General features: G+C 57.1%; 23 protein-coding genes and 1 tRNA gene. 8 read left to right on the top strand and 16 right to left on the bottom strand.

Features of this window, described 5'->3' with window-relative positions; genetic code table 11:
- Window positions 1-108: 108 nt before the first annotated feature.
- From tilS to rho, 3 genes are all read right to left on the bottom strand, one after another.
- Window positions 109-1368: a tRNA lysidine(34) synthetase TilS gene (gene tilS, locus RDL66_RS04320; RefSeq protein ID WP_308535436.1), complete on the bottom strand. Its 1260-nt coding sequence runs from the start codon at window positions 1366-1368 to the stop codon at window positions 109-111.
- 12 nt (window positions 1369-1380) lie between these two features.
- The gene (locus tag RDL66_RS04315) at window positions 1381-2742 is read right to left on the bottom strand and encodes a C40 family peptidase (protein ID WP_308535435.1); all 1362 of its coding nucleotides are present in this window, start codon (window positions 2740-2742) and stop codon (window positions 1381-1383) included.
- Between the two features lie 235 nt (window positions 2743-2977).
- On the bottom strand, window positions 2978-4741 hold the full coding sequence (gene rho / locus RDL66_RS04310) for a transcription termination factor Rho (RefSeq protein WP_374042903.1): 1764 nt from the start codon (window positions 4739-4741) through the stop codon (window positions 2978-2980).
- Window positions 4742-5082: 341 nt separating this feature from the next.
- On the opposite strand from rho, the gene RDL66_RS04305 reads away from it, so the two are divergent.
- From RDL66_RS04305 to RDL66_RS04285, 5 genes are all read left to right on the top strand, one after another.
- Complete coding sequence (locus RDL66_RS04305; RefSeq protein WP_308535432.1) at window positions 5083-6273, top strand: ABC transporter substrate-binding protein; 1191 nt, start codon at window positions 5083-5085, stop codon at window positions 6271-6273.
- Window positions 6274-6367: 94 nt separating this feature from the next.
- Complete coding sequence (locus RDL66_RS04300; protein WP_297722788.1) at window positions 6368-7252, top strand: branched-chain amino acid ABC transporter permease; 885 nt, start codon at window positions 6368-6370, stop codon at window positions 7250-7252.
- 3 nt (window positions 7253-7255) lie between these two features.
- On the top strand, window positions 7256-9136 hold the full coding sequence (locus tag RDL66_RS04295; RefSeq protein WP_308535431.1) for a branched-chain amino acid ABC transporter ATP-binding protein/permease: 1881 nt from the start codon (window positions 7256-7258) through the stop codon (window positions 9134-9136).
- The gene (locus RDL66_RS04290; protein WP_299293357.1) at window positions 9129-9833 is read left to right on the top strand and encodes an ABC transporter ATP-binding protein; all 705 of its coding nucleotides are present in this window, start codon (window positions 9129-9131) and stop codon (window positions 9831-9833) included. Before RDL66_RS04295 ends, RDL66_RS04290 begins: the two co-directional genes overlap by 8 nt.
- Before the next feature lie 20 nt (window positions 9834-9853).
- Window positions 9854-10474 (top strand): CBS and ACT domain-containing protein, encoded by a 621-nt coding sequence (locus RDL66_RS04285; protein WP_299293360.1) that lies wholly within the window; start codon window positions 9854-9856, stop codon window positions 10472-10474.
- Window positions 10475-10601: 127 nt separating this feature from the next.
- On the opposite strand, the gene thrB is transcribed toward RDL66_RS04285, so the two are convergent.
- The 13 genes from thrB to RDL66_RS04220 form a co-directional block, all read right to left on the bottom strand.
- Entirely contained in the window at window positions 10602-11501 is a 900-nt protein-coding gene (gene thrB, locus RDL66_RS04280) for a homoserine kinase (RefSeq protein WP_308535429.1), read from the bottom strand.
- Window positions 11502-11569: 68 nt separating this feature from the next.
- Complete coding sequence (gene thrC / locus RDL66_RS04275; protein ID WP_308535428.1) at window positions 11570-12709, bottom strand: threonine synthase; 1140 nt, start codon at window positions 12707-12709, stop codon at window positions 11570-11572.
- 87 nt (window positions 12710-12796) lie between these two features.
- Window positions 12797-14101: a homoserine dehydrogenase gene (locus tag RDL66_RS04270; RefSeq protein ID WP_308535426.1), complete on the bottom strand. Its 1305-nt coding sequence runs from the start codon at window positions 14099-14101 to the stop codon at window positions 12797-12799.
- A gap of 24 nt (window positions 14102-14125) precedes the next feature.
- A complete protein-coding gene (locus RDL66_RS04265; RefSeq protein ID WP_308535424.1) occupies window positions 14126-15712 on the bottom strand; it encodes a diaminopimelate decarboxylase in 1587 nt (528 codons plus the stop codon).
- 49 nt (window positions 15713-15761) lie between these two features.
- Window positions 15762-17441: an arginine--tRNA ligase gene (gene argS / locus RDL66_RS04260; RefSeq protein WP_308535423.1), complete on the bottom strand. Its 1680-nt coding sequence runs from the start codon at window positions 17439-17441 to the stop codon at window positions 15762-15764.
- A gap of 111 nt (window positions 17442-17552) precedes the next feature.
- Window positions 17553-17625: transfer RNA gene (locus tag RDL66_RS04255), tRNA-Arg, on the bottom strand.
- Window positions 17626-17676: 51 nt separating this feature from the next.
- The gene (locus RDL66_RS04250) at window positions 17677-18933 is read right to left on the bottom strand and encodes an Nramp family divalent metal transporter (protein WP_308535421.1); all 1257 of its coding nucleotides are present in this window, start codon (window positions 18931-18933) and stop codon (window positions 17677-17679) included.
- A gap of 70 nt (window positions 18934-19003) precedes the next feature.
- Window positions 19004-19393, bottom strand: coding sequence for a hypothetical protein (locus RDL66_RS04245; RefSeq protein ID WP_308535420.1), 390 nt, complete (start codon window positions 19391-19393; stop codon window positions 19004-19006).
- Between the two features lie 142 nt (window positions 19394-19535).
- Complete coding sequence (locus RDL66_RS04240; RefSeq protein WP_308535419.1) at window positions 19536-20426, bottom strand: glycerophosphodiester phosphodiesterase family protein; 891 nt, start codon at window positions 20424-20426, stop codon at window positions 19536-19538.
- Window positions 20427-20510: 84 nt separating this feature from the next.
- Window positions 20511-21335: a M23 family metallopeptidase gene (locus RDL66_RS04235; protein ID WP_308535418.1), complete on the bottom strand. Its 825-nt coding sequence runs from the start codon at window positions 21333-21335 to the stop codon at window positions 20511-20513.
- Window positions 21336-21527: 192 nt separating this feature from the next.
- The gene (locus RDL66_RS04230) at window positions 21528-22562 is read right to left on the bottom strand and encodes a hemolysin family protein (protein WP_308535417.1); all 1035 of its coding nucleotides are present in this window, start codon (window positions 22560-22562) and stop codon (window positions 21528-21530) included.
- Window positions 22555-23922: a hemolysin family protein gene (locus RDL66_RS04225; RefSeq protein ID WP_308535415.1), complete on the bottom strand. Its 1368-nt coding sequence runs from the start codon at window positions 23920-23922 to the stop codon at window positions 22555-22557. The genes RDL66_RS04230 and RDL66_RS04225 overlap by 8 nt, the downstream gene beginning before the upstream one ends.
- Window positions 23923-24040: 118 nt before the next feature.
- Window positions 24041-24502: a DoxX family membrane protein gene (locus RDL66_RS04220; RefSeq protein WP_308535413.1), complete on the bottom strand. Its 462-nt coding sequence runs from the start codon at window positions 24500-24502 to the stop codon at window positions 24041-24043.
- 205 nt (window positions 24503-24707) lie between these two features.
- On the opposite strand from RDL66_RS04220, the gene RDL66_RS04215 reads away from it, so the two are divergent.
- The 3 genes from RDL66_RS04215 to RDL66_RS09025 all read left to right on the top strand — a co-directional run bounded on the left by RDL66_RS04215 (window position 24708) and on the right by RDL66_RS09025 (window position 25742).
- Window positions 24708-25292 carry a sigma-70 family RNA polymerase sigma factor gene (locus RDL66_RS04215; protein ID WP_308535412.1) on the top strand — a complete coding sequence of 195 codons (585 nt, stop codon included), beginning with the start codon at window positions 24708-24710 and terminating at the stop codon, window positions 25290-25292.
- Entirely contained in the window at window positions 25289-25564 is a 276-nt protein-coding gene (locus tag RDL66_RS04210; RefSeq protein ID WP_308535411.1) for a zf-HC2 domain-containing protein, read from the top strand. Before RDL66_RS04215 ends, RDL66_RS04210 begins: the two co-directional genes overlap by 4 nt.
- Before the next feature lie 103 nt (window positions 25565-25667).
- The gene (locus RDL66_RS09025; RefSeq protein WP_370446369.1) at window positions 25668-25742 is read left to right on the top strand and encodes a 50S ribosomal protein bL37; all 75 of its coding nucleotides are present in this window, start codon (window positions 25668-25670) and stop codon (window positions 25740-25742) included.
- Window positions 25743-25795 lie beyond the last annotated feature (53 nt).

Raw genomic sequence — 25795 nt, 5'->3', positions numbered from 1 at the left:
TCCATCAGATGCCTCCCTCAAGTTGCAGGTCCATTCTAAAAGTTTTCCCGCAGGTCTGTGTCTATTTTAGGCCCTCCCCCGACATTGCCTAAATTGTCATTTTTTCGGTTAATCCGAACGGCTTTCTGGGGAGGAGCCGTCAGAGCAGTCGCTAGAACGGCCGATAAATTCCAAGAAGTTCCCCCGGCGGGTCACGGTAATCCCGGGCAAGGCGAGGGGACCTTGTCCATGCCAGTCATGAATCAGGCCCACTACGCCACGCAGGTGGGCTTCAGTGAGGGAATCCACCCTCGCCCCCGCTAACAGGCTCGCTCGGCGTACCACCCGACGCAAGACCGGAGCGGAATAGCGGATTAAGTCGCGGGATTTGTGCCCCTCAATCGCTTTCAGATTCAGTTTCACGCTGTCCCCCGGTTCCCCATCGCCGGGCTCGTCGCTCAGCACCTCCCAAAAGACCTCTCCCGCGAGCATTTCCAGTATGGTGTCGTCCGCGGCGGCCTGACCAGCCAGACGTGCCAAAGCGGGAGCGGGGTCTTGACCGAGCGCGGCCGCGAGAGCGGGCATAACCCGTTCGCGGATGGCAGCACGAGGTAACGGCTGGCCAGCGGCAGTTTTCACGGGGCCTTCCATCCGATTGCTCGGATCGTTGACAGCTACGAGCCCAGACTGCTCACAAGCGGCTTGGGTGAGTTCCCGCCGGATTCCCAGCAATGGACGCGCTAGGCCCAAATCCACCGCGGCATCGACACCGGAATCTTCCTCCCTCCAGGCAAAACGTAAGGGTAGGCCGGTTTGGCAATCCAAGGACTCAAACTCTCTCATGGCCGCAATGGAACGTAGCGAAGATCCCCGCGCCAAACGTAACAAGACGGTTTCGGCCTGGTCATCCAGCGTATGCCCGGTGAGAATAACCGCGCGCGCCTTCCCTTGGACTTTGGCCTCGGCGATGGCGGCTCGTGCCAGCAATCCCCAGCGCAACAGGCGAGCCTCTCCCTCCGGCCCGTTTGCGCCCCCGCCGCTTTCGCCCCGCAACACCATCGCCGAAGAAAACCCCAGATCGCGAGCGCACTGGACGGCAGCTTGCGATTCTGCGGCGGATTCGGGTCGCCAGCCGTGGTCTACCGTGAGGCAACTCACGTCCCACGGGCGCGGGTGACACAGAGCGACGCGAACCAGCGCCGCCGCTAGACTCAGCGAATCAGGACCACCCGAAAGCGCCAGGCACAGCAGAGTATCATCCGGGGAACCTATTGATTGCAGCACGCGGCGCACCGCGAGCTGAATTTCTCCTAAAGCCCCCCCGGCATCGCGCTCCCAAAGGCGCGTTTCGGCACCCTCAGGGCCAACAAAGGGCGGCAGAGAACTCATGGACGCATTCTATTAGAGGCGCGCCACGAAAGGCATAATCTTGTTCTGGTTATAGAAGTTGAAAGTGCCCACCGAGCTACCGGGCTTAGGCGCCATCAGGATGGTGTTGCCGCCGGAGTAAATCGCCACGTGGTAGACCCCGTTACCAGTTCCGTTATTGGACCAAAATACCAAATCTCCCGGCTGCTTTTGGCTGAAAGGAACATTGGCATAGGCGTTGTATTGGGCGGCGGCGGAACGCTGGACTCCTTTGCCGAGTTCCCTCATCCCCGCGTAAACCAGTCCGGAACAGTCATAACCGTTCGGTCCAGTTCCACCCCAAACGTAAGGTATGCCCGTTTTTGTTTTGGCCCATTCCAGCAGAGCCGGCCCGTATCCCCCACTCGCGGCCCTGCTGGGGGGCGCCACAGGCTGAGGGGCGGGAGCGGGTTGCCTTGTCGGCTGTACCGGTGCAGCGTTAGACGGCGAGACCGCACCAGACGGTTGCTCTGCGGCGGCCCGCTGACGAGCCTCGCGGTCCGCCTGCGCTCTTGCGGCCTGTTCACGGGCTTTTTGGTCTGCCGCTTGCTGGGCCGCCCGAGCCGCTGCCTGCTGGGCTGCCAGAGCCTCTTGTTCTTGACGTTTGCGCTGCGCCGCGGCTGCTAGGGCAGCTTGGCGTTCCTGCTCGACTTTTTCCTGTCGGGCGGTTTCTTCCGCAATCGTCACTTCGCGTTCCCGCGCCAGCTCGACAATGATTTTTTCCCGCTGAGATTCAAGTTTCTTTAACTCGTCCAAGGCGTCTTGAGCCTGAGCACGAGCGGTTTTTTCGGTAGTGGCCAAGCTGGCTGCAGCATCTTTCTTAGCTTTGGCGGCGCGATTGGCCTTGTCACGCAAAACTTCGGCGACATTTTGCAGCGCCATCAAGCCCTGAGTTTGGCTGTCTGCCTGATTGCCCAGAGCATCGTTGGCGGCTTCTTTCAAAGCGGCGTCACGGAAGGCGTCGGATTCGGTAATAGCTGCCAAATCGGACAATCCACTGCTGTTTTGGCGATACATCGCCACAGCCAGCCGACCCAGCTTGGCTTTGGCCGCATCGGCTTCCCGCTTCGCCGCCTGGGCTTTTTTCGCGCTTTCGCTGGCTTCGGCAGTGGCGGCATTGAGCGCATCCGTAGCCTCGGCAAAATCTTCGGCAGTTTGGGCATAGTTTAACTGGGCTGCATCGACTTTCACCCGGTTGCGGGCAATAGCGCTTTCCAGTTGTGCTATGCGATCCGGTTTTGCGCTGGGAGCACCCACGGCCAGGGGAATTGCTCCCATCCCCAGCGTCATAGCCGCAGCCACACTCATTGCCGCCAAGCGACGTTTCCATCGTCCAAACTGGTCTGCGTTACTCAAAGCCTGCCTCCCTTAACAGCTTCTCTAACTCTAACCACATCAATCGGCAGTTTTCAACAGATTTAACGATTCTAGACAAAAATCACCTCTTTCACAATAGCCTCAGCTTTCACTTTAGTAACAGCAGTAACATTTGTCCTGACAAATGCTTGGGGGGTTGCCGGCACCACCCCACCGAAAAAAGGTTCCCCTCCCGCACAAACGCGAGAGGGGAACCTTGTGAAAAGTGAAAAACCTATTCCGCAGGAGTCGTCTTGGCGACTGCCATCAGAAACTCGGCATTGGTCTGGGTATCTTTCAGCTTCTGGAGCACCACGCCGGCGGCTTGTTCCAGTTCCAGAGACGCCAGCACTCGACGTAGCCGCCACAGCACGCTCAGCTCCTCCTTCGTGAACAGCACCTCCTCGTGGCGGGTACCCGAAGAATTGACATCCACCGCCGGATACAAACGCTTTTCGGCCAGTTCGCGAGACAGCCGGAGTTCCATATTGCCGGTACCTTTGAATTCCTCAAAGATGACCTCGTCCATCTTGGAACCAGTTTCAACCAAAGCGGTGGCGATAATCGTCAAGGAGCCGCCGTTTTCAACATTGCGGGCGGCGCCAAAGAAACGCTTGGGCGGATACAGAGCAGACGCATCCACACCGCCAGAGAGAATCCGGCCCGAAGCCGGGGCAGCCAGGTTGTAAGCACGCCCCAAACGGGTGATGGAATCCAGCAGCACCACAACATCGCCGCCCAGCTCAACCAGGCGTTTGGCCCGCTCAATCGCGAGTTCCGCCACCGTAGTGTGTTCCGAGGCAGGACGATCGAAAGTCGAGGCAATGACCTCGCCCTTGACCGTGCGCTGCATATCGGTGACTTCCTCCGGGCGTTCGTCCACCAGAACCACCATGATGTGAACTTCGGGGTTGTTGATGGAAATCGCGTTGGCAATTTGCTGCAGGATGATGGTCTTACCGGCTTTCGGCGGAGACACAATTAAGCCGCGCTGACCCTTGCCGACGGGAGCCATCAGGTCAATGATCCGTGGAGCCAGCACCTTCGAAGATGTCTCCAATCGCAACTGTTCATCGGGATACAGCGGGGTCAGCTTGGAAAACTCGATTCGTTGCGAAGCCTCCTCGATGCTCTGCCCGTTGATGGACTCCAGATGGACCAAAGCGTTGTGCTTGACGCGACGTTCCTCGCCTTCACGAGGCTTGCGCACGGCTCCCACAATCGCGTCGCCGGGACGCAGTCCCCACCTGCGCACTTGACCCAAAGTCACGTAAACATCGTTGGGGCCGGGCAGGTACCCGGAGGTCCGCACAAAGGCGTGGTTCTCTTTCACGTCCAAGATACCGGCGATAGGCAGCAACTCTTCCGGGCTGATTTCTTCGCCGCCGTTGTTGTTGTCATTGTCATCCCGGTCGCGGCCACGGTTGCGGTTACGGTTCCGGCCGCGACGATCGTTGCGGTTGCGCCGGTCATAGCGTTCGCTCCGGTCGTCTTGAGTCTGTTCGCGCCGGGCGCTGGCCCCTTGAGCTACCGCCTCCAACTGGGGATTGTTCTCGGTAACAGACTCGGTGTCATCATGGCTGCGGTGGTGGCGCGAGGGCGCGGCCCCGAGGTCGTGCTCCAACGCCGCCTTCACGTCAAGAGTGGCCGTGTTCGCGGAATTTTCTTCCGCGCTAGGTTCGCCCGCCGGAGCGGAGACCCGACGGTGACGACGCGCCGTACGCGCTTGACCCGCGGAGGAAGTAGCTTCTTTCTCACCGTCACGTTCCATATCCTGAGACGATTCCCGCGTCGCAGTTTTTTGGGAGGCGGGCGCGGAATCTCCAGATTTCTGTTTTTCAATAATCGCTTCAATAAGTTGCGGTTTTCGGGCCTGCGAAATGCCTTTAATGCCCAGCGACTTTGCCAGTTCGCGCAGTTCCGAAAGCTTCATAGCAGCCAGTTGATTGTCGTTCACAAGTGTCCTTATCTCAAAGGTTAATGGGTAAAACTCGCGCAACGTTCCAAATTAAGAAGGTTCGCAAGCAGACCGACTCAAGAATACGAATCGGGTTTGGCCCGGAAGATATCTACGGACCCGCGGCTAAGCCGTGTTGATAAAATCATACCTCCGCGCTAAGGTTTCAACAAAACGAGTATCAACTTCGTGAACGTGACCCCGTCATGACCCAGACCACACAATGGTCTATCAGGAACGGAAGCTAAAGCAGCGACGCAACTCCGGGGCCTTAGGGAAGAAAGTTTCCACCGCTTTCGCTTTATATTAGCATTCAAGGCTCTGCGTACCCGGATTCTTTATCTCACCCGAAAAAATTTCATTATTCAAAGAAAGGCATTCTTATGAAACGCATAATTGCAGCTGCTGCAATTTCAGCATTGACCTTGGTCGGCATGTCGGCCTGCACTCAGCCCAGCTCAGGACCCACTGGCGGCGGGAACGCTGCCACCGGAGACACGATTAAAATCGGCGTGAACTACGAACTTTCCGGCGCGGTAGCCACCTACGGTAAACAAAATGTTGACGGCATCCAAATGGCGGTTGATGAAATCAACGCCAAGGGCGGTGTCAAAGGTAAAAAGCTTGAAATTGTGAAATACGATTCCAAGTCTGAGCCGGCCGAAGCCACCACTCTGGCCACCAAGTTGATGAGCCAGGATAAGGTTCTCACCATGATTGGCCCGGCGACGTCCGGCTCCTTCAAAGCGGTTATCCCCGCTGGTAACCAGAATAAAGTTCCGGTTATTTCCGGATCTGCCACCGCGGACGACGTGACCGTGACCGGCGGCAAGGTCCAACCATTTGCTTTCCGCACCTGCTTCTCCGATTCCTACCAGGGTGGCGTGATGGCTCAATATGCTGCTGAAAAGTTGGGAGCCAAGACCGCGGTCATCCTGGGAGACACCTCCTCTGACTACGCTAAAGGCCTGGCCAAGAACTTTAAGGAAAACTTCACCAAATCTGGCGGTTCGGTCGTGGCGGAAGAAGGCTACGTGGCTGGTGACACCGATTTCAAGGCGACCTTGACCAACATCAAGGGCAAGGATTTCGATGTACTCTATATCCCCGGCTACTACCAGGAAGTCGGCCTCATCATCAAGCAGGCCCGCGAACTGGGCATTGACGCCAAGATTCTGGGAGGCGACGGCTTTGACTCCCCCACTCTGCTGGAACTGGCCGGCGCTCCGGCGTTGAACAACGTGTTCTTTACCTCGCACTACTCGGCGTTGGATACTTCCAACACGAAACTCCAAGACTTCATCAAGACCTACAAGGATAAGTTCGGCGAGGATCCGTCCTCGTTCAACGCCCTGGGTTACGACACGGCTTACTTCGTGGCCAAGGCGATTGGTGAAGCGAAGGAGATGACCGGACCGGCTATTGCCGAAGCGATGGCTAACGCTAAAGGCTTCGAAGGCGTGACCGGTTCGTTCGACATGGATCCCAAGACCCACGACCCGATTAAGACGGCGGTCGTGGTTTCCCTGAAGGACGGTGTCCAGAACTCCGCTGAGGCCTACGCCCTGAAGTAATCGAGCGTTTCCCAAGGGCGGGGCGGCCCGTTTACCTAAATCTTCACCGGGTTCGGGCCCCCCGCCCTCGGGACCTCGAGAAAGAACATTCCTCATGGATTTGATACTGCAACAGCTGATTAATGGTCTGTCGCTGGGAAGTATCTATGCGCTAATCGCGTTGGGATACACCATGGTCTACGGCATCATTCAGCTCATCAATTTCGCCCACGGCGACGTCCTGATGGTCGGGGCTTACGTTGGTTTCGCGGGAATGGTCCTGCTGCACCTCGACCCATTCACATCCTTGCTGGCGGCAATGATTATCTGTGCGATTCTGGGGATGCTGATTGAGCGTTTGGCTTATAAGCCGCTGCGCCACTCAACCCGAATTGCCGTGCTGATTACCGCCATCGGTATGTCCCTGCTGATTGAGTACGTAATGATGTACTTTGTCGGGGCTGAAGCCCGCGCCTACCCCGCCCAAACCGGCTGGTTAGGAGCCAGTTACCGCTTCGGCGGAGTGAGCCTGTCCATGATTCAAATCATCATCGTGGTGGTTTCCGTGGTCCTGATGATTGTCCTACAGTTCATCATTAAGAAAACCCGCATCGGTAAAGCCATGCGCGCGGTAAGCCAGGATCAAGACGCCGCCAAGCTCATGGGAATCAGCGTGGATAACACGATTTCCTTCACTTTTGCCCTCGGTTCCGCTTTGGCTGGCGCCGCCGGGGTGCTGTGGGGACTGTACTACACTTCGATTACCCCGCTAATGGGCATTATGCCGGGTTTGAAAGCCTTTGTGGCCGCCGTTTTGGGCGGTATCGGCTTGATTCCAGGAGCATTGGTGGGCGGCTACCTGGTCGGCTTCCTAGAGACGATTGTGAACTCTCTGGGTCTGTCCACATTCCGTGACGCAGCTGTGTTCATGGTGCTGATTATCGTGCTCATCTTTAAGCCTGCCGGTATCCTCGGCAAGAACGTACAGGAGAAGGTCTGAGCCATGAAACCTGGAATAAAAAGTATCATTGCACAAGCCGTCATTCTCGCGGTTCTTTGGGGGCTGGGATACGCCCTCATCACGGTGGGGGTCATCGACTCTTACATCTTTAACACTATGGTCACCATCTGCGTGAACATCATCCTGGCGGTGTCGTTGAACCTCGTCACCGGGTTTACCGGACAATTCTCTCTGGGTCACGCCGGATTCATGGCGGTAGGAGCCTATTCCACCGGCCTCATCGTCACCGCGATTCCTACCTACGGCGGTTTCTTCCTAGGACTGCTCATCGGCGGACTTTTCGCCGCCTTCATAGGTTTTCTCATCGGTTTGCCGACCCTGCGTCTGAAGGGCGACTACCTGGCTATCGCCACCCTGGGGTTGGCCGAGATTATCCGCGTGCTGCTGTTGAATCTGGAATTTTCCGGCGGGGCTGCTGGGTTGTTCATCCAACTGCAGTTCACGGACTGGAACATCCTGTTCATCCTCACGGCGGGCACCATCCTGCTGATTCGTAACTTCCTGAACTCCCGTCACGGTCACTCCTGCATCGCGATACGCGAGGACGAAATCGCCGCTGAATCCATCGGTGTTTACTCCACCCGGATTAAGACCCTGGCTTTCGTGGTCGGTTCTTTCTTTGGAGCCATCGGGGGCGGCCTGTACATCGGCAACTTCTTCTTTGTGAAGCCTGACCTGTTCAACTTCATGATGTCCATCAACATCCTGGTTATCGTGGTTTTGGGCGGTTTGGGTTCGCTGACCGGCTCGATTATCGCCGCCATCTTGCTGGCGGTGGTCTCGACCCTGCTCCAACCCTTCCCTGAAATCCGGATGATTCTCTACGCCTTGGTTTTGGTCATCCTCATGGTGTTCCGTCCCCAGGGTCTGTTGGGCACCAAGGAACTGACCTTTAAAGTTTTTGGCCGGTTGTTCCGCAAGCCAACCGGCGAGAATAAACCGGAAAGTGGCAGTGCCCTGTCTGCTCCCTCAACTGTGGAGACTTCCCCGCAGACACCCCGCGCCGAGGCTAGCGCCGAAACCGGGAAAGAACCCGCCGCCACCGAGCCTCCGACAGAGGAGCAACGTGCTCACGCCATCTTGGACGTGCGCCGCCTGACGCGACACTTCGGTGGCCTCGCCGCACTTACGGACGTCGATATGTATCTGCAGCCCGGTGAGCTAATCGGTCTGATTGGGCCCAACGGAGCAGGGAAAACCACCGTTTTCAACCTGCTGACCGGGGTCTATCCCCCCTCCTCGGGTACCATTGCTTTCCGCCCTGACCCGCAGGGCGAGGACGTTTCTATTGCCGGCAAGAAACCCTTTGTGATTTCTCGCTGCGGCATCGCCCGCACTTTCCAAAACATTCGCTTGTTCAAGGACTTGACGGTGCTGGAAAATGTGGTTTTTGCCATGGAACAGCGCGAAAAGTATTCCCTCCTGGCGTCCTTTTTCCATCTGCCATCCTGGTCCAAGTCGCGTCAGCGCGTCTACGAAGAGTCTATGCAGTTACTTCAGATGATGGACCTCGCTGAAAAAGCCGATGAATCCGCTCGGAACCTGTCCTACGGTGAACAGCGCCACCTGGAGATTGCTCGCGCCCTAGCGACTAACCCGCAGCTGCTGCTGCTGGACGAACCGGCGGCGGGAATGAACCCGGCCGAAACCGCCCAGCTGACCGAGTTAATTGCGATGCTGCGCCAGCGCTATCACCTCACTATCCTGCTCATTGAACACGATATGTCGCTGGTGATGACCATCTGCGAGCGCCTCTACGTGCTCGATCACGGCGTGGTCATCGCTTCCGGCACGCCTGAGGAAGTTCGTAACAATCCGAAGGTTATCGAAGCCTATCTGGGCCAGGAGGTGGAAAATGTTTGAGATCAAAGACCTCAAGGTTTCCTTCGGCGGCATCCAGGCTCTCAAGGGCATTTCCCTGCGCGTGGAAGAAGGCGAAATCGTCACTCTGATTGGCGCCAACGGAGCCGGTAAAACCACGACGCTGCGTACCTCCTCCGGTCTGGAACGTCCTCTGGAAGGCTCGATTTGGCTCGACGGCAAGGAAATCACCAAGTCCTCGCCGCGTTCGCGGGTACGTCACGGCTTGGTTCACGTCCCCGAGGGCCGTCGGGTGTTCCCCGGAATGACCGTGATGGAAAACCTCGACTTGGGTGCCTACATGCGCAAAGACCGGAGCGGTACCGCCGCGGACCTGAAAATGGTTTTTGAGCGGTTCCCGGTTTTGGCTGACCGGAAAAATCAGCTGGCGGGGACCTTGAGCGGCGGCGAACAGCAGATGCTCGCTATGGGCCGCGGGCTGATGGCCAAACCGCGAGTACTGCTCTTGGACGAACCGTCTATGGGCTTGGCTCCGCTGTTTGTCCAAGAAATTTTTGACATCATCGTCAAGATTCAAGAAATGGGAACTACGATTTTATTAGTCGAGCAAAACGCCAACATGGCTTTGCAGATTGCCTCACGCGCCTACGTGATGGAAACCGGCAAGATTGTGTTGCAAGGCGATGCCGCAGAGTTGCTAACTAGCGACGAAGTTAAGCATGCCTACCTAGGAGGATAACCATGTTTGTGAAATGGCGAATGACAGCCAACCCTTTTACCATCGATTCGGGCGTCACCGTACCCGATGCCATCGAACTGATGCAGACACACAACATCACGAAGCTACCGGTATTGCGTGACGGCAAACTGTGCGGCGTCGTTTCTCAGTCGGACATCAACCGGGCCTTGCCCTCTGACGCGACTTCCCTGTCTTTTGGCGAAGTGGCCTACCTGTTGTCCAAACTGAAAATCTATAAGATTATGCAAAAGAATCCCCCCACCATCTCGGCCGATGCCATGTTGGAGGAAGCCGCCATCGTCATGCGTGACTCGAAAGTTGACATTCTGCCGGTCATGGATGAGGGCAAGGTCGTCGGGGTCATCACCGAATCTGACGTCCTCGATGCGTTTATCGACATTAACGGGGCTCGTGAGCCCGGAACTCGCCTGGTCATTGAGGCCGACGACCAGCCCGGAGTGATGAGCCGCCTCGCGCGGGTCACCGGGGAACTCGAGACCAACATCACCCATATTGCGGTGTACCGCACCGGGATGGAGAGTTCTTTCGTGCTTTTGGGTGTGAACACCGTGAACACCTCCGACTTGGAAGATGCGTTCACGAAAGCTGGATTCCAGGTCCGTTACGTCCTCAGACGCTAAAGCGTCGGCCCTCTCGAAAAAGTCTCCCTACCCCGTCATTGCCTTTCTTGGCGGGGTAGGGTCTTATTCACAAGTTCGGGGGTGCTTGTATCTGGGGCCGGATTGCCACTGGGGTGGTTCCCAGTGGTTACCTAACGATAATTCCCTGTGGAGCCACCGGCAATTCCCGCGGTTTCCAACCAAGGTGTTCGAGGTCCTGGCGCGTGGCGGGGTCCAGATGGTCGAAAACTATCACGGTGGGCCCGGCACCGCTGATGGCGGCGGGAGCGCCCGCGGCCCGCAGTCGGTCTACTAATTCCAGAGACTGGGGCATACCCTCACGGCGATATTCCTGGTGGAGCCGATCCTCGGTGGCGAAAAACAGCAGTTCAGGGTATTTCGCCAAGGCCAGGGGCAACAGCGCGGCGCGTCCGGCGTTGAAAGCCGCGTCCCGATGCGGAACCGACTCAGGCAGCAACCCGCGCGCCTTGGACGTGGCCAGTTCAAATTCGGGAATCAGCACAGTCAGCCGCACTTGTGGAGACACCTCAAAATGCTGCGCATAGGCCCGCGGCGTACTCTGGCTCGGTTCCATCCAACCCACCACGGCTCCCCCGTATACTGCCGGGGCGGCGTTGTCAGGGTGGCCTTCCATCTGAACCGCCAGCTGAAAGATCGAATCGATATCCAAGACCCCCGGCTCCAGCAAAGCCCCAGCAGCGGCCAAGCCGGAAACAAGCGCCGCGGAGGACGAACCCAACCCGCGGCCGTGCGGAACCCGGTTCACGCAATGCATCTCGATCCCAATCTGGGAGGCTCCCACAGATTCCAGCCCGGCTCGCAAAGCCTGCACGACCATGTTGGTATCATCCTCAGGTACTTTGCCGGCGCCTTCGCCTTTTACAGTGACGTGAGTCGCTCCGGTGGTGGCCCGCACGCTGACTTCATCGCGCAGTTCCAAGGCGAGCCCCAAAGCGTCAAATCCCGGCCCCAGATTGGCCGAAGAGGCAGGCACGCTGACCGTTACTTCGTCACGCACAAAATTCATGGCAATTCCTTAGGTTCGGTGGTTTTGCGCCTAGTCTGTAACAGCACCGGCCCGGCGGGACGGTACGGTTACAGACCAAGTTCCCGCACTGCGGCCTGCAGGGTGGGTTCGATTACGGACGGAGTCACGTTGCCTTTCGCTTCCATCGCGGTAGCGGTGTCTTTCAAGCCATTTCCGGTCAAGGTACAGGCAATCCGCACGCCTCCAGGTACTTTGCCCTGCTCGGCCAACGCCAACAGACCCGCTATCGGGGCAGCGCTGGCCGGCTCACAAAACACTCCGACTTCCGCGGCGATAATGGACTGAGCCTGCATAATGGCTGCGTCGCTGACAGCAGTAATCAACCCACCGGAATCGTCACGTGCCGCAGTGGCATAGTCCCAGGACGCGGGGTTGCCAATCCGGATTGCAGTAGCGATGGTTTCGGGGTTCTCGATGGGGTGTCCCGCCACGAAAGGCGCGGCTCCGGTGGCTTGAATCCCCCACATTCGAGGCAACTTGGTGGTTTGCGGCTTCAGTTTCAGAGCCGAATCCTCGATTGAGGAAGCAACTTTCCGTCCAAAATACTCGTTATATCCCATCCAATAGGCGCTGATATTTCCGGCGTTGCCCACCGGCAGGCAGTGAATATCCGGAGCATCACCCAGGGCGTCACAGATTTCAAAAGCAGCGGTTTTTTGTCCCTGCAGGCGGTAGGGGTTAATCGAGTTGACCAAATCCACCGGGTACTTTTCCGTCAGTTCCCGGGTGATTCGCAAGCAGTCGTCAAAGTTTCCGTCCACGGCTATGAGCTTGGCTCCGTGCATCACGGCCTGAGCCAGCTTGCCCAGAGCAATCTTTCCGGCTGGCAAAATGACCGCGCATCCCACCCCTGCCGCGACCGAGTAGGCAGCCGCAGAAGCGGAGGTGTTGCCGGTGGAAGCGCAGGCGACCATCTGAGTGCCCGCCGCCTTCACCTTCGTCATGGCCATAGTCATGCCCCGGTCTTTAAACGAACCGGTGGGGTTAGCGCCCTCAAACTTCACATAAACTTCGGTACCGGTGGTGTCCACGCCGGCTTTTTCACTCAAAGCGCCGATACGCTCTTCCACGCGGCGCGCCCGAATCAAGGGGGTATTACCCTCAAACAGGGTCACAACGGGGTCGCCTGGTTCCAAGGGAAGTCGATTCCGGTATTCTTCCAGCAGACCGCTCCACATCTGTGCCATGTTTTGGTTGCTCCTTATTCGCGGTTTCGATAACCTCAACAATTTTTCGCCATCGGCTGTGCCGGTGTCACGAAAAAATTGAGGCTCTCATTGGTCTTCCTCAATGGACATCTCTGAGGCGATTTTATGCACTAATGGTGATTTCGCCAAAGCGGCGATAATCCCATCATGCTTAGAATTCTGTGCCAGATGGGTCGAAATGACCAACGTCGCTTCGTCGGGTGCGGTCTCGGTCGGTGGCTGGGTCAAAGACGCGATAGAGACTTCCCCGGCGGCAAAGATTTTGGCAATCTCCGCCAGCATCCCAATCCGGTCGGCTACCTGCAAACGTATCTGACGGCAGGTTTCCACCCGTCCCGGGTCGCAAATCGGCAGGTCCGCATACACGCTCTCGCGAGGGGCATGCCCTCCGGAGACCAGGTGGTTAGCTCCTGCCACCACATCAGAAAGTACCGCGGAGGCAGTAGGGGCTCCGCCTGCGCCCGCCCCATAAAACATGAGCCGGCCGGCGAACTCGGTTTCCAAAACTATGGCGTTGTAGGGTCCGGTGATGCCCGCCAGCGGGTGGCTCTTTGGCACCAGGGTCGGTTCCACGCCGAGGGCGATTTGTTCCTCTCCATCGACGGTGACCCTTTGGGCGCGAGCCAACAGTTTCACCGCGTACCCGGACTCTGTAGCCTGTCGAATGTCCGAGGCGCTTACCTCGGTAATTCCTTTCACCGGGACATCTTCTAGGTTCACCCGGGTGTGGAAAGCCAGGGAGGCCAAGATAGCGCACTTGGCTGCCGCATCGTGACCGCCTACGTCAGCCGTGGGATCCGCCTCGGCATAGCCGAGCTCTTGAGCCTTTTTTAGGGCCTGTTCATAAGACCAGCCCTGGGTGGTCATCTGGTCGAGAATGTAGTTGGTGGTGCCGTTGACGATACCCAGAACTTTGTTGATTCGGTCCCCAGTCAAGGATTCCCGCAATCCATAAACCACGGGAACCGCCCCTGCCACCGCGGCTTCAAAGTACAAATTCGCGTCGGTTTTAGCGGCGGCCTCGTACAGGTCCGGGCCGTACTGCGCTAGCACCGCTTTGTTGCCGGTCACCACGGTTTTGCCCGCTTCTAGGGCTTTCAACATGGCACTGCGAGCCGGTTCCAGGCCTCCCATCAATTCGATGACTAGGTCGGCGGAGTCAATCACCGCGTCAATATCGGTGGTCAACAGATTTCGGTCCAGGCCCTCCCGAGCCTTGCTAATGTCGCGGACCGCAACCCCGCTGAGCACCAGGTTCGCACCCGCCCGAGCCGCAAGTTCCTGCTGTTGGTCGTGCAAAATGCGCGCGACTTGCAGCCCCACCGTGCCAGCCCCCAGCAGCCCAATTTTTACGTCTTGCTTTTGCGCCATCGTTGTTTCCCTTTCGGTATCCCTTTACACGTTCACTGTATCAGCAGGGCGGTCGTCTAAAAATTTGCGGTACTGCGGGTCAAAATGAGCCAGCATTGCATCCACAGTTTCCGGCTCTAAAAGCCATTTTGTAATGACCGTTCCAGTATTGTCTTGCTCCACCCCCAGCACTCCCGGGCGCGTAAACCAGTTATAGTTCGAGCTCATGGCCCACCCATAGGCACCTGTGGCGGGCACCGCCAACAGGTCGCCCTCGGTCAAGTCTGTTGGCAAAGCCACGTCTTTAACCACAATGTCACCAGATTCACAATGGGAACCCACCACGCGGCAGGCAGCCAGAGGTGCTGTTGAAAGGCGGTTAGCCAAAGCAATCGTATAGTTGGCGCCGTACAGAGCGGGACGGATGTTGTCGCTCATTCCGCCGTCTATCGACACGTAGCGACGATAGACGAGGCTGCCATCCTGACACTGGGACACCGGCTGATCCTTGATATTGACCACTCGGTACAAAGTAATGGTGCTGGGGCCGGCAATAGCCCGTCCCGGTTCTACCGAAACCCGCGGGAAAGGCTGCTCTAACTCATCGCAGGTATTTTGTATCACTTGGTACAGTCCGGCAGCGAAGTCGGCGGCACCGGGTGCGGGGGCGTCGGCAGAGGTATAGGCGATGCCGTAACCGCCCCCCAGGTCGATTTCCGGGATGAGATAGCCGGTGGTTTGCCGCACCAGGGCCCTAAACTCCAGAATTTTCCGAGCCGCGGCACAAAAACCGTCAAGATTCACTATCTGAGAGCCGATGTGAGAATGCAGACCACTAAGTTCAAGGCGCTCATCAGCCAAAATGGACTGCACCACGCGCAGGGCCGGAGAATCGGAGGCGGATGCTGCGCAGCGGGAAGAATCGGCGGCGTCAGTCGGTTCAAAGCCGTGAGCCCCGGGGGTGAGGGACAGCCCGAACTTTTGGTCTTCGTGGGCGGTAGCAATAAATTCGTGACCGCCGGCGTGAACTCCCGTGGTAATCCGCACCATCAGAGGCACCCGGCTTTGCGGCGCCAAATCGTCCAAGATGCGCTGAATCCGCCGGACTTCGGCGGGGGAATCAACGATAATCCGCCCCAGGCGCGCCTCGATTGCTCGGCGCAACAGCTCGGGGGATTTTCCGTTCCCGTGCAAACCAATCAAACTCGGTTTACAACCCGAAGCCAGCGCTAACGCCATTTCTCCGGCTGAAGCCGTATCCAAACCGAGTCCTGTCCCAGCCGCCAAGCGGGCTATTTCCACACATAGGAAGGCTTTTCCGGCGTAATGTACCTGCACTTCATGCTCGCCAAACGCTGCGGTGAAAGCCTTACGAAAAGCCTTGAGACGGGCTCGAAAATCCGCCATGTCCAGCACAAAAATCGGGGTTTGCCCGCCCCGGCCGGCCGCCTGTGGGGCCTGACTCAACAGCTCGCTGAGGCCTCGCCCGTGCAGAGTCATTTCTCCCTGAGAGCCGCGCTTGAGCCCGCTGGGCCACAAATCAGGGCGCGTCTGCGGGTCTGGGGCAGCCCAATTTTCCAAATCAGGCTCCCCAGGATGTAAACGTGCCGGGTCATCAGCCGCCAAATCCACCGTCAGTTCCTTCCTTACGTGGCGCGGCTTTCTCGAAAAACGGTGCCGCTCACATACGCTCGGGTGCGGTCACACCCAACAGGTCCAAACCGTTACGCAGAACCTGGCCAACTGCGTTGTTCAGCGCCAGCAGCGCCGCGTGCTCGGCCGTCACCGGTTCATCACCAGCGGGGGTGACACGGCGCTTGCCGTACCAGGTGTGGTAAGCCCCCGCCAGGTTCTCCAAGTAGCGAGGCACCAGGTGCGTGGCGTTTTCAGCCGCGGCCGTCGCCGCTACCGACGGGAATTGCGCCAGCACGCCGATAAGCGCTGCATCCGCCGGATCGCTGAGTTCCTCGGGGTCAAAGCCCGCCTCGCAAGAAACCCCGTGTTCAGCAGCGTTCTTGGCTACGTTAGCGGTGCGGGCGTGCGCATATTGGACATAGTAAACAGGATTTTCGTTGGTATGCGAAGCCAGCACATCAAGGTCAATCGCCAACTGGGTATCCATCGAAGAACGCACCAGGGCATAACGGGCCGCATCAACGCCTACAGCTTCGACGAAGTCCTCCAGCGTAACGATGTCTCCGGCACGCTTGCTCATACGTACCGGTTCACCGTTCTTATACAGGTTCACCAGCTGCCCGATGATAATCTGCATATTCTCGCCCGGCTTATCGCCATAAGCGGCGCACATTGCCATCATGCGCCCAACGTAACCGTGGTGGTCAGCCCCGAATAAGAACACGGTGCGATCCGCCCCACGCCTGCGCTTGTCCTGATAGTAGGCCACGTCAGAAGCGAAGTAGGAGGCGTTGCCATCGGACTTGATAACCACACGGTCCTTGTCGTCTCCATGCTTGGTTGTCAGCAGCCAGGTCGCGCCGTCTTTTTCGGCCACCTCGCCACGCTCACGCAAGTAATCCAGCGCCTTGGTGACTGCCCCGGTTTCATAGAGGGAATTTTCGTGGAAGAACACATCGAATTCGGTACGGAAACCGCGCAGTGATTCTTTAATCTCATCGAACATCATTTCGACGCCGTGAGAGCGAAAGTATTCTTGGGCGGCTGCATCGTCCAGAGTTACCGGGTCAGGGTCGCCCGCAGCTTTCGCTTCGGCTTGGACCTTGGCCGCAATGTCAGCAATATATTGCCCGCCGTAGCCGTCTTCGGGGGTTTCTTGGCCGCGAGCCGCCGCCAGCAAAGAAACCGCAAAGCGGTCGATTTGGCTACCGTGATCGTTAAAGTAGTACTCACGTGTGACTTTCGCCCCACCAAACTTGTACAGACGAGCCAGGGAGTCCCCAACGGCGGCCCAGCGAGCGCCGCCAATGTGCAGCGGTCCGGTCGGGTTGGCCGACACATACTCCAGGTTGATATGAATTCCTTTGAGGCTTTCACCGCGCCCGTATTCGTTACCGGCCTCCAGGATGTCAGCCACCAAAGCACCGGCGGCCCCGGCCTCGAGACGGATATTGATGAACCCCGGGCCGGCAACTTCCGCGGAAGATACCCCGTCAATCTGGGCGATGGCGGACGCGAAGATTTCTGCCAGTTCCCGAGGGTTCTTGCCTACAGACTTGCCCAACTGCAAGGCGATGTTCGTCGCCCAATCCCCATGGTCTCGGTTCTTGGGACGCTCCACGCGTACTTTTTCGTCCAAAACGCCGTCTGCCAAAACGATATTATTTTCCGCCGCTGCGGTGCCAAGCTGCGCAATTATGCGCTGAGTTAATTCTTCAGGAGTCACCCCACCAGCCTAACGTTTCGCCAAGAGCACATTCAAATTGGTTCGTTTTTTGGGGAAATTATCGGAGATGACGCCGTGTCCATTGAGTGAGCCGCATCACACATGACTCAGCGCCCCGGATGGGATTCGAACCCACGACCTTTTGCTCCGGAGGCAAACACTCTATCCACTGAGCTACCGGGGCATACTGTAATCAGCTCCAACAGTTTACCGCTTTGCTTCCAGAAGGTAAATTTTAGCCCCCAAAGCCCAGCACTAACAGCACCAAAAGCCCCAGATTCAAAGCCACAATCAAGGCGGCCACCACGATGTTGATAGCCAGCAGCCATTTGGGGTCAGCAAACGGTCCCATAACGTCCTTTTTTGACGTATAGAAAATCAGCGGCAGTAACGCAAAAGGAATTCCTAGGGACAACAGCGCCTGGCTGAGCACCAGCGCCCAAGTGGGGTCGAAACCAATCGCCAAGATAGCCAATCCGGGTATCAAGGTCACCACGCGCCGTATCAGCAGCGAAACGCGAATGTGTAGCAAACCGGCCATAATCTCTGAACCTGCATAAGCTCCCACCGAAGTGGAGGCTAATCCCGAAGCCAGCAATCCGACTGCGAACACCGTAGCTACCCCGCCGCCGAGAGCGCCGGCTATGACGTGGTAAGCGCCCTCGATAGTGTCCGTGTCCTCCTGTCCTGTTCCGGGGCCGTGCAACGAGGCGGCAGCCAGCAGTACCAGGGCAATGTTGACCGAACCGGCCACCAGCAACGCCCAGAACACATCCAGTTTCGTCGCTCGGAGGAGTCTGCGCTTGTGGTCGTCCGTGTGCTCCGAACCGTGACGGTCTTTCGTTAGGGAAGAATGCAGGTAAATCGCGTGTGGCATCACGGTGGCGCCGAGCATGGAAGCTGCCACTAATACCGAGTCAGCATTAGGGAATGTAGGCCGCAGTCCCGCCACAGCAGCTTGCCAGGAGGGCGGAGCGACCACCAGTCCCCCCACGAAACCCAGGGTGATGACCAGGAGCAGAGCGATGATGACCCGTTCAAACACAATCTGACCGGAGGTATTTTGTAAAAACAGCAGCCCTAAAGACACCACACCGATTATCAAGCCGCCCACCAGTAGGGGAGTTCCAAACAACAGGTTGAGCGCTATGGCTCCGCCGATGACTTCGGCCAGGTCGGTGGCGCCGGCCACGATTTCGGCTTGAATCCAAAAGGCGAGTCGCCCCGGTCGGCGTAAACGGTCACCTAAGACCTGCGGCAGGGATCGGCCGGTGACAATTCCAAGTTTTGCGCTCTCATATTGCACCAGCATGGCCATCAAGTTAGCCAGCACCAACACCCACACTAACGCGTAACCGTAGCGAGCTCCGGCTGTGATATTAGCAGCGACATTACCCGGATCCACGTAAGCAACAGCGGCCACGAAAGCGGGCCCCATCAGGGCAACCAGAGACTTTTGAGGGGTTTTCTGCTCGTCGGGAAGATAAGGCATACCTACACCCTACGCGAAACTGCTAGGCAGTGAAACCCCGACGCGAAACGCGGAGGAAGAGAAGGGAAACTTAGGCTTCAGTGTCCAAGGCCCGGCCCACCGAGCCGTTACCGAGCATGGCGCGCATGGAAGTAAAGGTGGCGATGCGGTCGTGTTGGCTCAGCGGCTGCGGGCGGCGCATCAGGAGTTGCTGGCTTTGCGAATGGGTGGTGGAGGCAGAAACCTGGTTGACCCGAGATTCAGCCAAAGTCAGAGCAAACAGAGAGGCAGAATCAGCTCCGGGTTCGATGACCTCACCGGTGACGGACTTAATGAGGTCACGGTCGCCGCGGGAAAGGTGGGACAGCACCCACTGAGTGTGTTCGTCGACAACGGCCTGAGCCCCACGCAACACATCGCTGCTTTGGCGCTGCTTCGCGACCACGGCTGCTAAACGAACTGCCGAGCGCTGCTGTTCCATTGCCTAACCTCTCTTTGAAAGTATGTCGATATCAGTAATCTACCAGTTACCTTCGTCAGCTCCAAGGGAATTCTTAGCTTTTTCTGATATTTATTTCAGAGTTTGCTAAGTATTCCTTGTTATTTCAACTAATTTTCGGCATTTAGCTGGAAGAATCCTTAGTGCGGGTTTGGGCTAATGTACTGACAATATCCGTGTAAATCCCATCAATTCCAAGGGAAACTAAGCGTCGATACGTTGAGGTGTCATTCACCGTCCACACATAAACCGGACAGCCCAGGGTGTGCGCTGCCGCCACAAACCGCGGGGTCACGATGTTTATCCCCCGGATAGTTTCCGGTACCGCCAACGCGCAGTGAAAATCTCTGAGCAGGCGCGGCGCTATGCCGAAACGGTAGAGCCGTTCGACATGGCGTTTTTCCGCTAATCCCACCATGACATGGTGCGCGTTGGTTTCGATTTGAGACATTGCCTCTTTTCCCTGTTCCCAGGCCAAAAAAGTTTCCGGGGGAATTTCTACGCTGGGAATCTTCGGGTGGATTGGCCGCACCAAACCGGCGGCAGCTACCCCCAGGAGCCGCGCAATGTCTCGCGCTCCTGGCAAATATCCGCACACCGGTCCGAGGTGCCGGGCCATTCGCCAGACTCGCCGAGCGGAAAAGGACGCTAACGCGAGGCGTCCCAAGTCGCGGCGTCCCTGCAAGACGCGCAGCGCCCCCGGCACAACCGCATCGGTTTTCGCGTCGATATTTAGGTAAATTTCGGGATATCGATCGAGGAATTCTTCCAGACTCAAAGGCTGTTCGCCGTTAGGTAGTTGATGTCGGCACAGCTCAGCCCACGAAACTTCGGCGATAGCGATTTCCCCATCCACCGCGTGCCACAGCGGGTCGTGGCTAATTACGGGAACCCCGTCGGTGGTGGCGTGAATATCAGTTTCCAACCCGGCAACCGCTCGGCAAGAAACAGCCCAGTCAAAGGCAACTCGTGAATTCTCCGGAACCGGGCACCCCAGAGCCGCGCTGGCGGACACTGCCGCTCCGCGATGAGCCAACAATACTGGCCGATGGCGCGAGACGGGAAAAATAGGAGCGGGCCGCAAAATCAGGCTATAAATCTAGGAGCAAATCTGATTGATGAACCTGGCGTTATGACGTTTCATCCAGCCCATAGGCTCGACGGATTCCTTGTCAGGATTGCGAATTTCAAAGTGCAAGTGCGGTCCGGTAGAACGACCGGTCGAGCCCACGCCAGCGATAACATCTCCGGCTTTCACCTTTTCGCCCTCATGCACATAAATTCCATTGCTATACATATGCAGGTAACGAGAATAGAACACTTCGCCATCCCAAACATGCTTGACGGTAATAATGCCAGTGGAACCCTGCATTCCCGCTTCCGTCACAACTCCGTCAGCTACCGCATGGATATTCGTACCGGTAGGGGCGGAAAGATCAACGCCCTCGTGCATCAATCGAGTCCCTGTCACCGGATTGACTCGCATCCCCCACGGGGAAGTAAACGTGTAGCTTCCCGACAGCAGTGGCCACAGCAATAGTTCTTCCTCCGGAGCGGCGGAAGCGTCGCCGTTAGCGGAGCCCTGCGCGGCGCACTGGCCCAATGCGGAGGCTTCCACCACACGGGAGCGCGAGCTGGCGGGAACCGCGTTTAAGTCGGAGTCATAATCGGTAGCTCCGCTGGCCTTAGCCACGACGGAGAGCAAAGTCTGATTGGTGCTGAAATCAAAATTCGGAGAGGCAATCGACAGATTTGGAGAAACCATCCCGGACAGCGGAGCGACGACGGTGATAGCCGAAACTACGCCCAGCAACACTAGGCGCGGAGCATTGAAAACTTGCGCTTCTTTACGGATGCGCGCGGTCTTGGCGCGATTGCGCAATTCGCGTGCTTCCCGACGAGTGCGAGGCCTTTCGCTTACCACGGATTACCTTCCGACTCTGGATAACAACTCGAACTCAAGTTTATAACAAGTCGATAACGATTCGCAATTAAATGCGTGTATCAATTTTCACTTTAGTAACATTTGTTATCACTAAACGCTTTTTTACGAAAATTACCTGAAAAAATCGTGGATTTTTAGTATAAATTTCGCCGCACGCAGTTTTTGCTCCGCTCAGAGCAAATCTCGAACCTCACCGACCAGTTCTTCCAGGATATCCTCCAGGAAAATTACTCCGATAACCGTTCCGGGACCGTCTGGTTTGACCACCCCAGCCAGGTGAGTGCCTTGCTTTTGCATCACTCGCAGGGCATCCTCCACTTCCATCTGGGGGGTCACGGTGATTAATGAGCGAATCCGCCAGGGTTCCAATGGTTTCTCACGCGATTCTTTCTCTACTGCAATGACATCTTTGATGTGCAAGTATCCGGTAATATTCCCGGTTTCATCAATAATCGGGATACGCGAGAACCCGGTGCGTGCCACGGTTTTTTCTGCCTCTACCGGAGTGATATCCGCGGGCAACGTCACCAAGTTCTCTAAACCGACCATTACCCCGGACACCACTTCGGCAGAAAACTCTAGCGTCCCGGAAAGCAGACCCAGGTCATCCTCCAAAACCCCCTGCTCCCGGGATTTCTCGACGATTGAGGACATTTCCTCGACTGTAAAACTTACCCCAACTTCATGTTGCGGTTCCATGCCAAACAACCTCACCACCGAGTTCGCAAAGCGATTCATGGCGCCGATGACGGGACGCAGTGACCTTTCTATCGCCACCATCGGGGGTGAGTAAATCAAAATGAGCCGAGTGTGGGCCGAAACTGAGGTATATTTCGGGATCATCTCACCGGCCACCACGTGCAGGTACAGAACAATCAGCAAAGCGAGAATAATGGCTAGGGAATGGGCACTGACGGCAGGCAGTCCCAGCCCTAGCGCCACCGGCAGCAACAGATGCGCGATAGCCGGTTCCGCCACCACTCCCAATCCGGTAGACGCCAACGTAATTCCCAACTGACAAACGGCGAGCATCTCGGAAACATTTTCTACCGCAATCATTGCGGACGCTGCTCCCCGTTTACCCGCTTTCACCAGGGGTTCAATCTCAGCTTTGCGCGAAGCTGTAAACGAGAATTCTGCCCCGACAAAGAAAGCATTGATGGCCAGGAGTACCACCATTAAAACTAAGGCAACCCAATCACTCATGCGTCACCTCCGGGGAAGTCAGCTGCCTGCCAGGAACAGGATTGCGGGTGATGCGAACCCGGTCGATGCGCCGACCGTCCATCTGTTCGACACGCAAAAGGTATCCGTTGACCAGGACTGTCTCGCCCTGCGAGGGGATATGTCCCAGTTCGTTCATAATCAAGCCCCCCAAAGTTTCGTAGGGGCCTTCATCGGGCAGTTCCACTTTGGTTTGAATCAACAGTTCATCAGGACGTATCAACCCCGGAACCAGCCACTCACCTTCCAACGGATGATTAATCCCGGCGGCGTGCTGATCGTGTTCATCCGCGACCTCACCCACGATTTCTTCGACCGCGTCCTCCAAAGTCACAATGCCCGAAGTGCCCCCGTACTCGTCAACCACTACCGCTGTTTGACTGCCGGCATCGCGCAGCAGCACCATCAAATCCGCCAGTCCCATCGTTTCGGGAACCCTGGGGACTTCATACATCAGCGATGATGAAGTCACCACAACTTCACCGCGGCGTTCATAAGGAACGGATACGGCCCGGCGCAGGTTAGCGAATCCCAGGATGTCGTCCAATCCGTCCGGTCCAATCACCGGGAAACGAGAATGTCCGGTTTCCCGCGCTTTCGCGATGAGGTCATCCGCGGTGTCATTCTGAGTCAAAAAGTGTACCCGCCCGCGGTCGGTCATCACGTCTTTCGCCGCTAACCCGGAAATATGTACCGAACGGGTAAACAGGGAAGCGGTCGATAAATCCAGCAACCCTTCTTCCGCGCTTTGGCGCACCATCGCTACGAGCTCCTGGGCGGAATGAGCCCCGGACAGTTCTTCCACAACCTCCACACCCATCCGGTCCAGCACGAAGTTCGCCGAAGCCTTCAGCACCACAATGAGAGGCTTGAAAATAAAGGTGAACGCCCGCTGCGGACGCACCACAAAAGCGGCCGCTTTCATGGGATCCGCCAGCGCCAGGTTCTTGGGAATGAGCTCGCCAAAGACCATGGAATACAGATTCGTGATGACCAGGGCGACCACCGCACCCAGTGCCGTGGCTGCGGCCAGAGCCATCCCGGTGTGTCCCAAACCGCGTGTCACCAGGTTCGCGATGGCTGTTTGGGTGGTGTAACCCACCATAATTGTGGACAGGGTAATGCCCACCTGAGTACCCGAAAACTGGGTAGACAGATTAGAAATAGAGTCCTTCACAAGGGCGGCCCGCTTGTCGCCGTTAGCCGCGCGCCCCGCAACTCTGGCGGGGTCGACAGCTAGGAAGGCAAACTCAGTGGCTACAAAAAAAGCTGTGACCAAAGTCAAAATCAGCCCCACCGCCACCAACAGCCAGTCAGCCACGACAGGACTCAACCAACCCACCGCCCTTGTGCGCCCTCATCTGAAACTAAAGCGGGACGACCGGACTGAAACCGGAGAACCGGGGTGGGGAACAGAAGAAAAGATAATCGCGGTATGTCTTGCAGTTTAACCACCGTACTTATTTGCCAGCTGCGGCGGCACGGACGATTTCGCGGCGGACCCGCAGAGAAGGCTGGCCGTTGCCATCGGCTAGGACCATGCCCAAGCCTCCCGCCAGCGAACCCCCAGCTACCAAGCCGCGGGTGTATTCTTTGCGTTCCTCTGAGGAATTCGCTGCCCAAACCGGATTGTTTACCACGCTGATGGGAAAGTTTACCACCGCCAAAATGAGGGCGCAAATCCGGGGGTACTTCCCCAGGGCCAGACCCATCGCGGTCACCGCCGTAGCGGCTCCAGCCAGGCGCGACAGCAACTTCGCATCCGAAGTCAGCATGGGCGGCAGCCCGATTTTTTCTAGGGTCGGCTCCATCTTTCGGAAACGTTCCACGTGGTCTGCGGGGTTACGCAAAGCGTCGAGGCCGTCATGAATGAATACCGCAGCCAGCAGCGGACGTGAAATAAAACGCAGTAAAGTCCTCATAACACTATTGTCCCCATTTTTTAGACCAGTTCGCACCTTTTTGAAACGTTTTTAGGCGGTGGAATAAAAACCACCCACTACGGTTATAACAGGTGTGAGACAAACTTTGAAACAACCTCTCGCCAAGCCCACTCGCGCCCGCGGCGCGACAAACCGGGCGCAATCTCTCCCACCCACGCCCTGCACAGGTCTAGACTGGGCAGCGATGAGCGAAACAGTAAATTCCGTATCCCCCAGGACGCCTTCCGAATCAGAACAGCGTTTTGAAACAGAAGTCATGCCGTTTTTGAATCAGCTCTATTCCGGCGCCTTGCGTTTGACCAGGAACCCGCACGATGCCGAGGACCTAGTCCAAGAAACCTTCCTGAAAGCTTTTAAAAGTTTTGATTCTTTTCAGGAGGGAACGAACCTGTTGGCGTGGCTCTATCGCATCATGACTAACACTTTCATCAATTCTTATCGCAAGGATCAGCGTCGTCCCCGCACCGAAACTATGGCTGAGCTGACGGATTACCAACTCGCTCAGGACGACTCAAACCGAGAAGCTCATTCGGCGGAGTCTCTGGCTTTGGATCGTCTGGGGACCCAAGACATTCTCGACGCCTTGGATGCCCTACCCGATGAATACCGCGAAGCGGTGTACCTGGCTGACGTGGAAGGTCTGGCTTACAAAGAAATTGCGAAAATCCTCGATATTCCCTCAGGGACGGTCATGTCTCGTCTGCACCGCGGCCGAGCAAGGCTGCGAAAAATGCTGAAAGAACGTCTGGAAGCTGAGGTGTTGGTATGAGTGAGGAAAACCTTAATCCACAGATGCCCACCGTGTCTGAATTCGACTGTGACTGCGATACCGTGACGCAGAATATGCGCGAAATCATGAACGGGGAGATGGACTTGCCCACGGCACAACGTTTCCATGAGCATTTGCGCCACTGTCCGAATTGCCACGAGGAATCCCTGCGGGTGGAACGCTACATCACGTTGCTGCGGCAATCCTGCCACTGTGAAGCCCCGGTTGAGCTGCGGGAACGCATCATGATTGAGATTCGTAAACTCTGTTAGCCGCGCTGTGCCTCCCGGCCGACAGGCACGCCGCGGGTTTGCGGGAAGGCTGGGAATGTGTGAAAATAGGCAGGTTGATTACAAACCTGAGAAGGAGGCTGTTATGTCGAAACGCGGTCGCAAGCGTCGGGCGCGGTCCAAGAGTGCCGCTAATCACGGCAAACGCCCCAATGCTTAAAGCTTGAACGGCGGGTGCGGGATAGTGAAAACTTCCCGCACCCGCAGTGTTTT

The organism is uncultured Mobiluncus sp. (assembly GCF_902488535.1).
In the GTDB taxonomy this organism is placed as follows: Bacteria; Actinomycetota; Actinomycetes; order Actinomycetales; family Actinomycetaceae; genus Mobiluncus.
The sequence above is the reverse complement of the archived record's forward strand: the minus strand, read 5'-3'. Positions and strand labels throughout refer to the sequence as shown.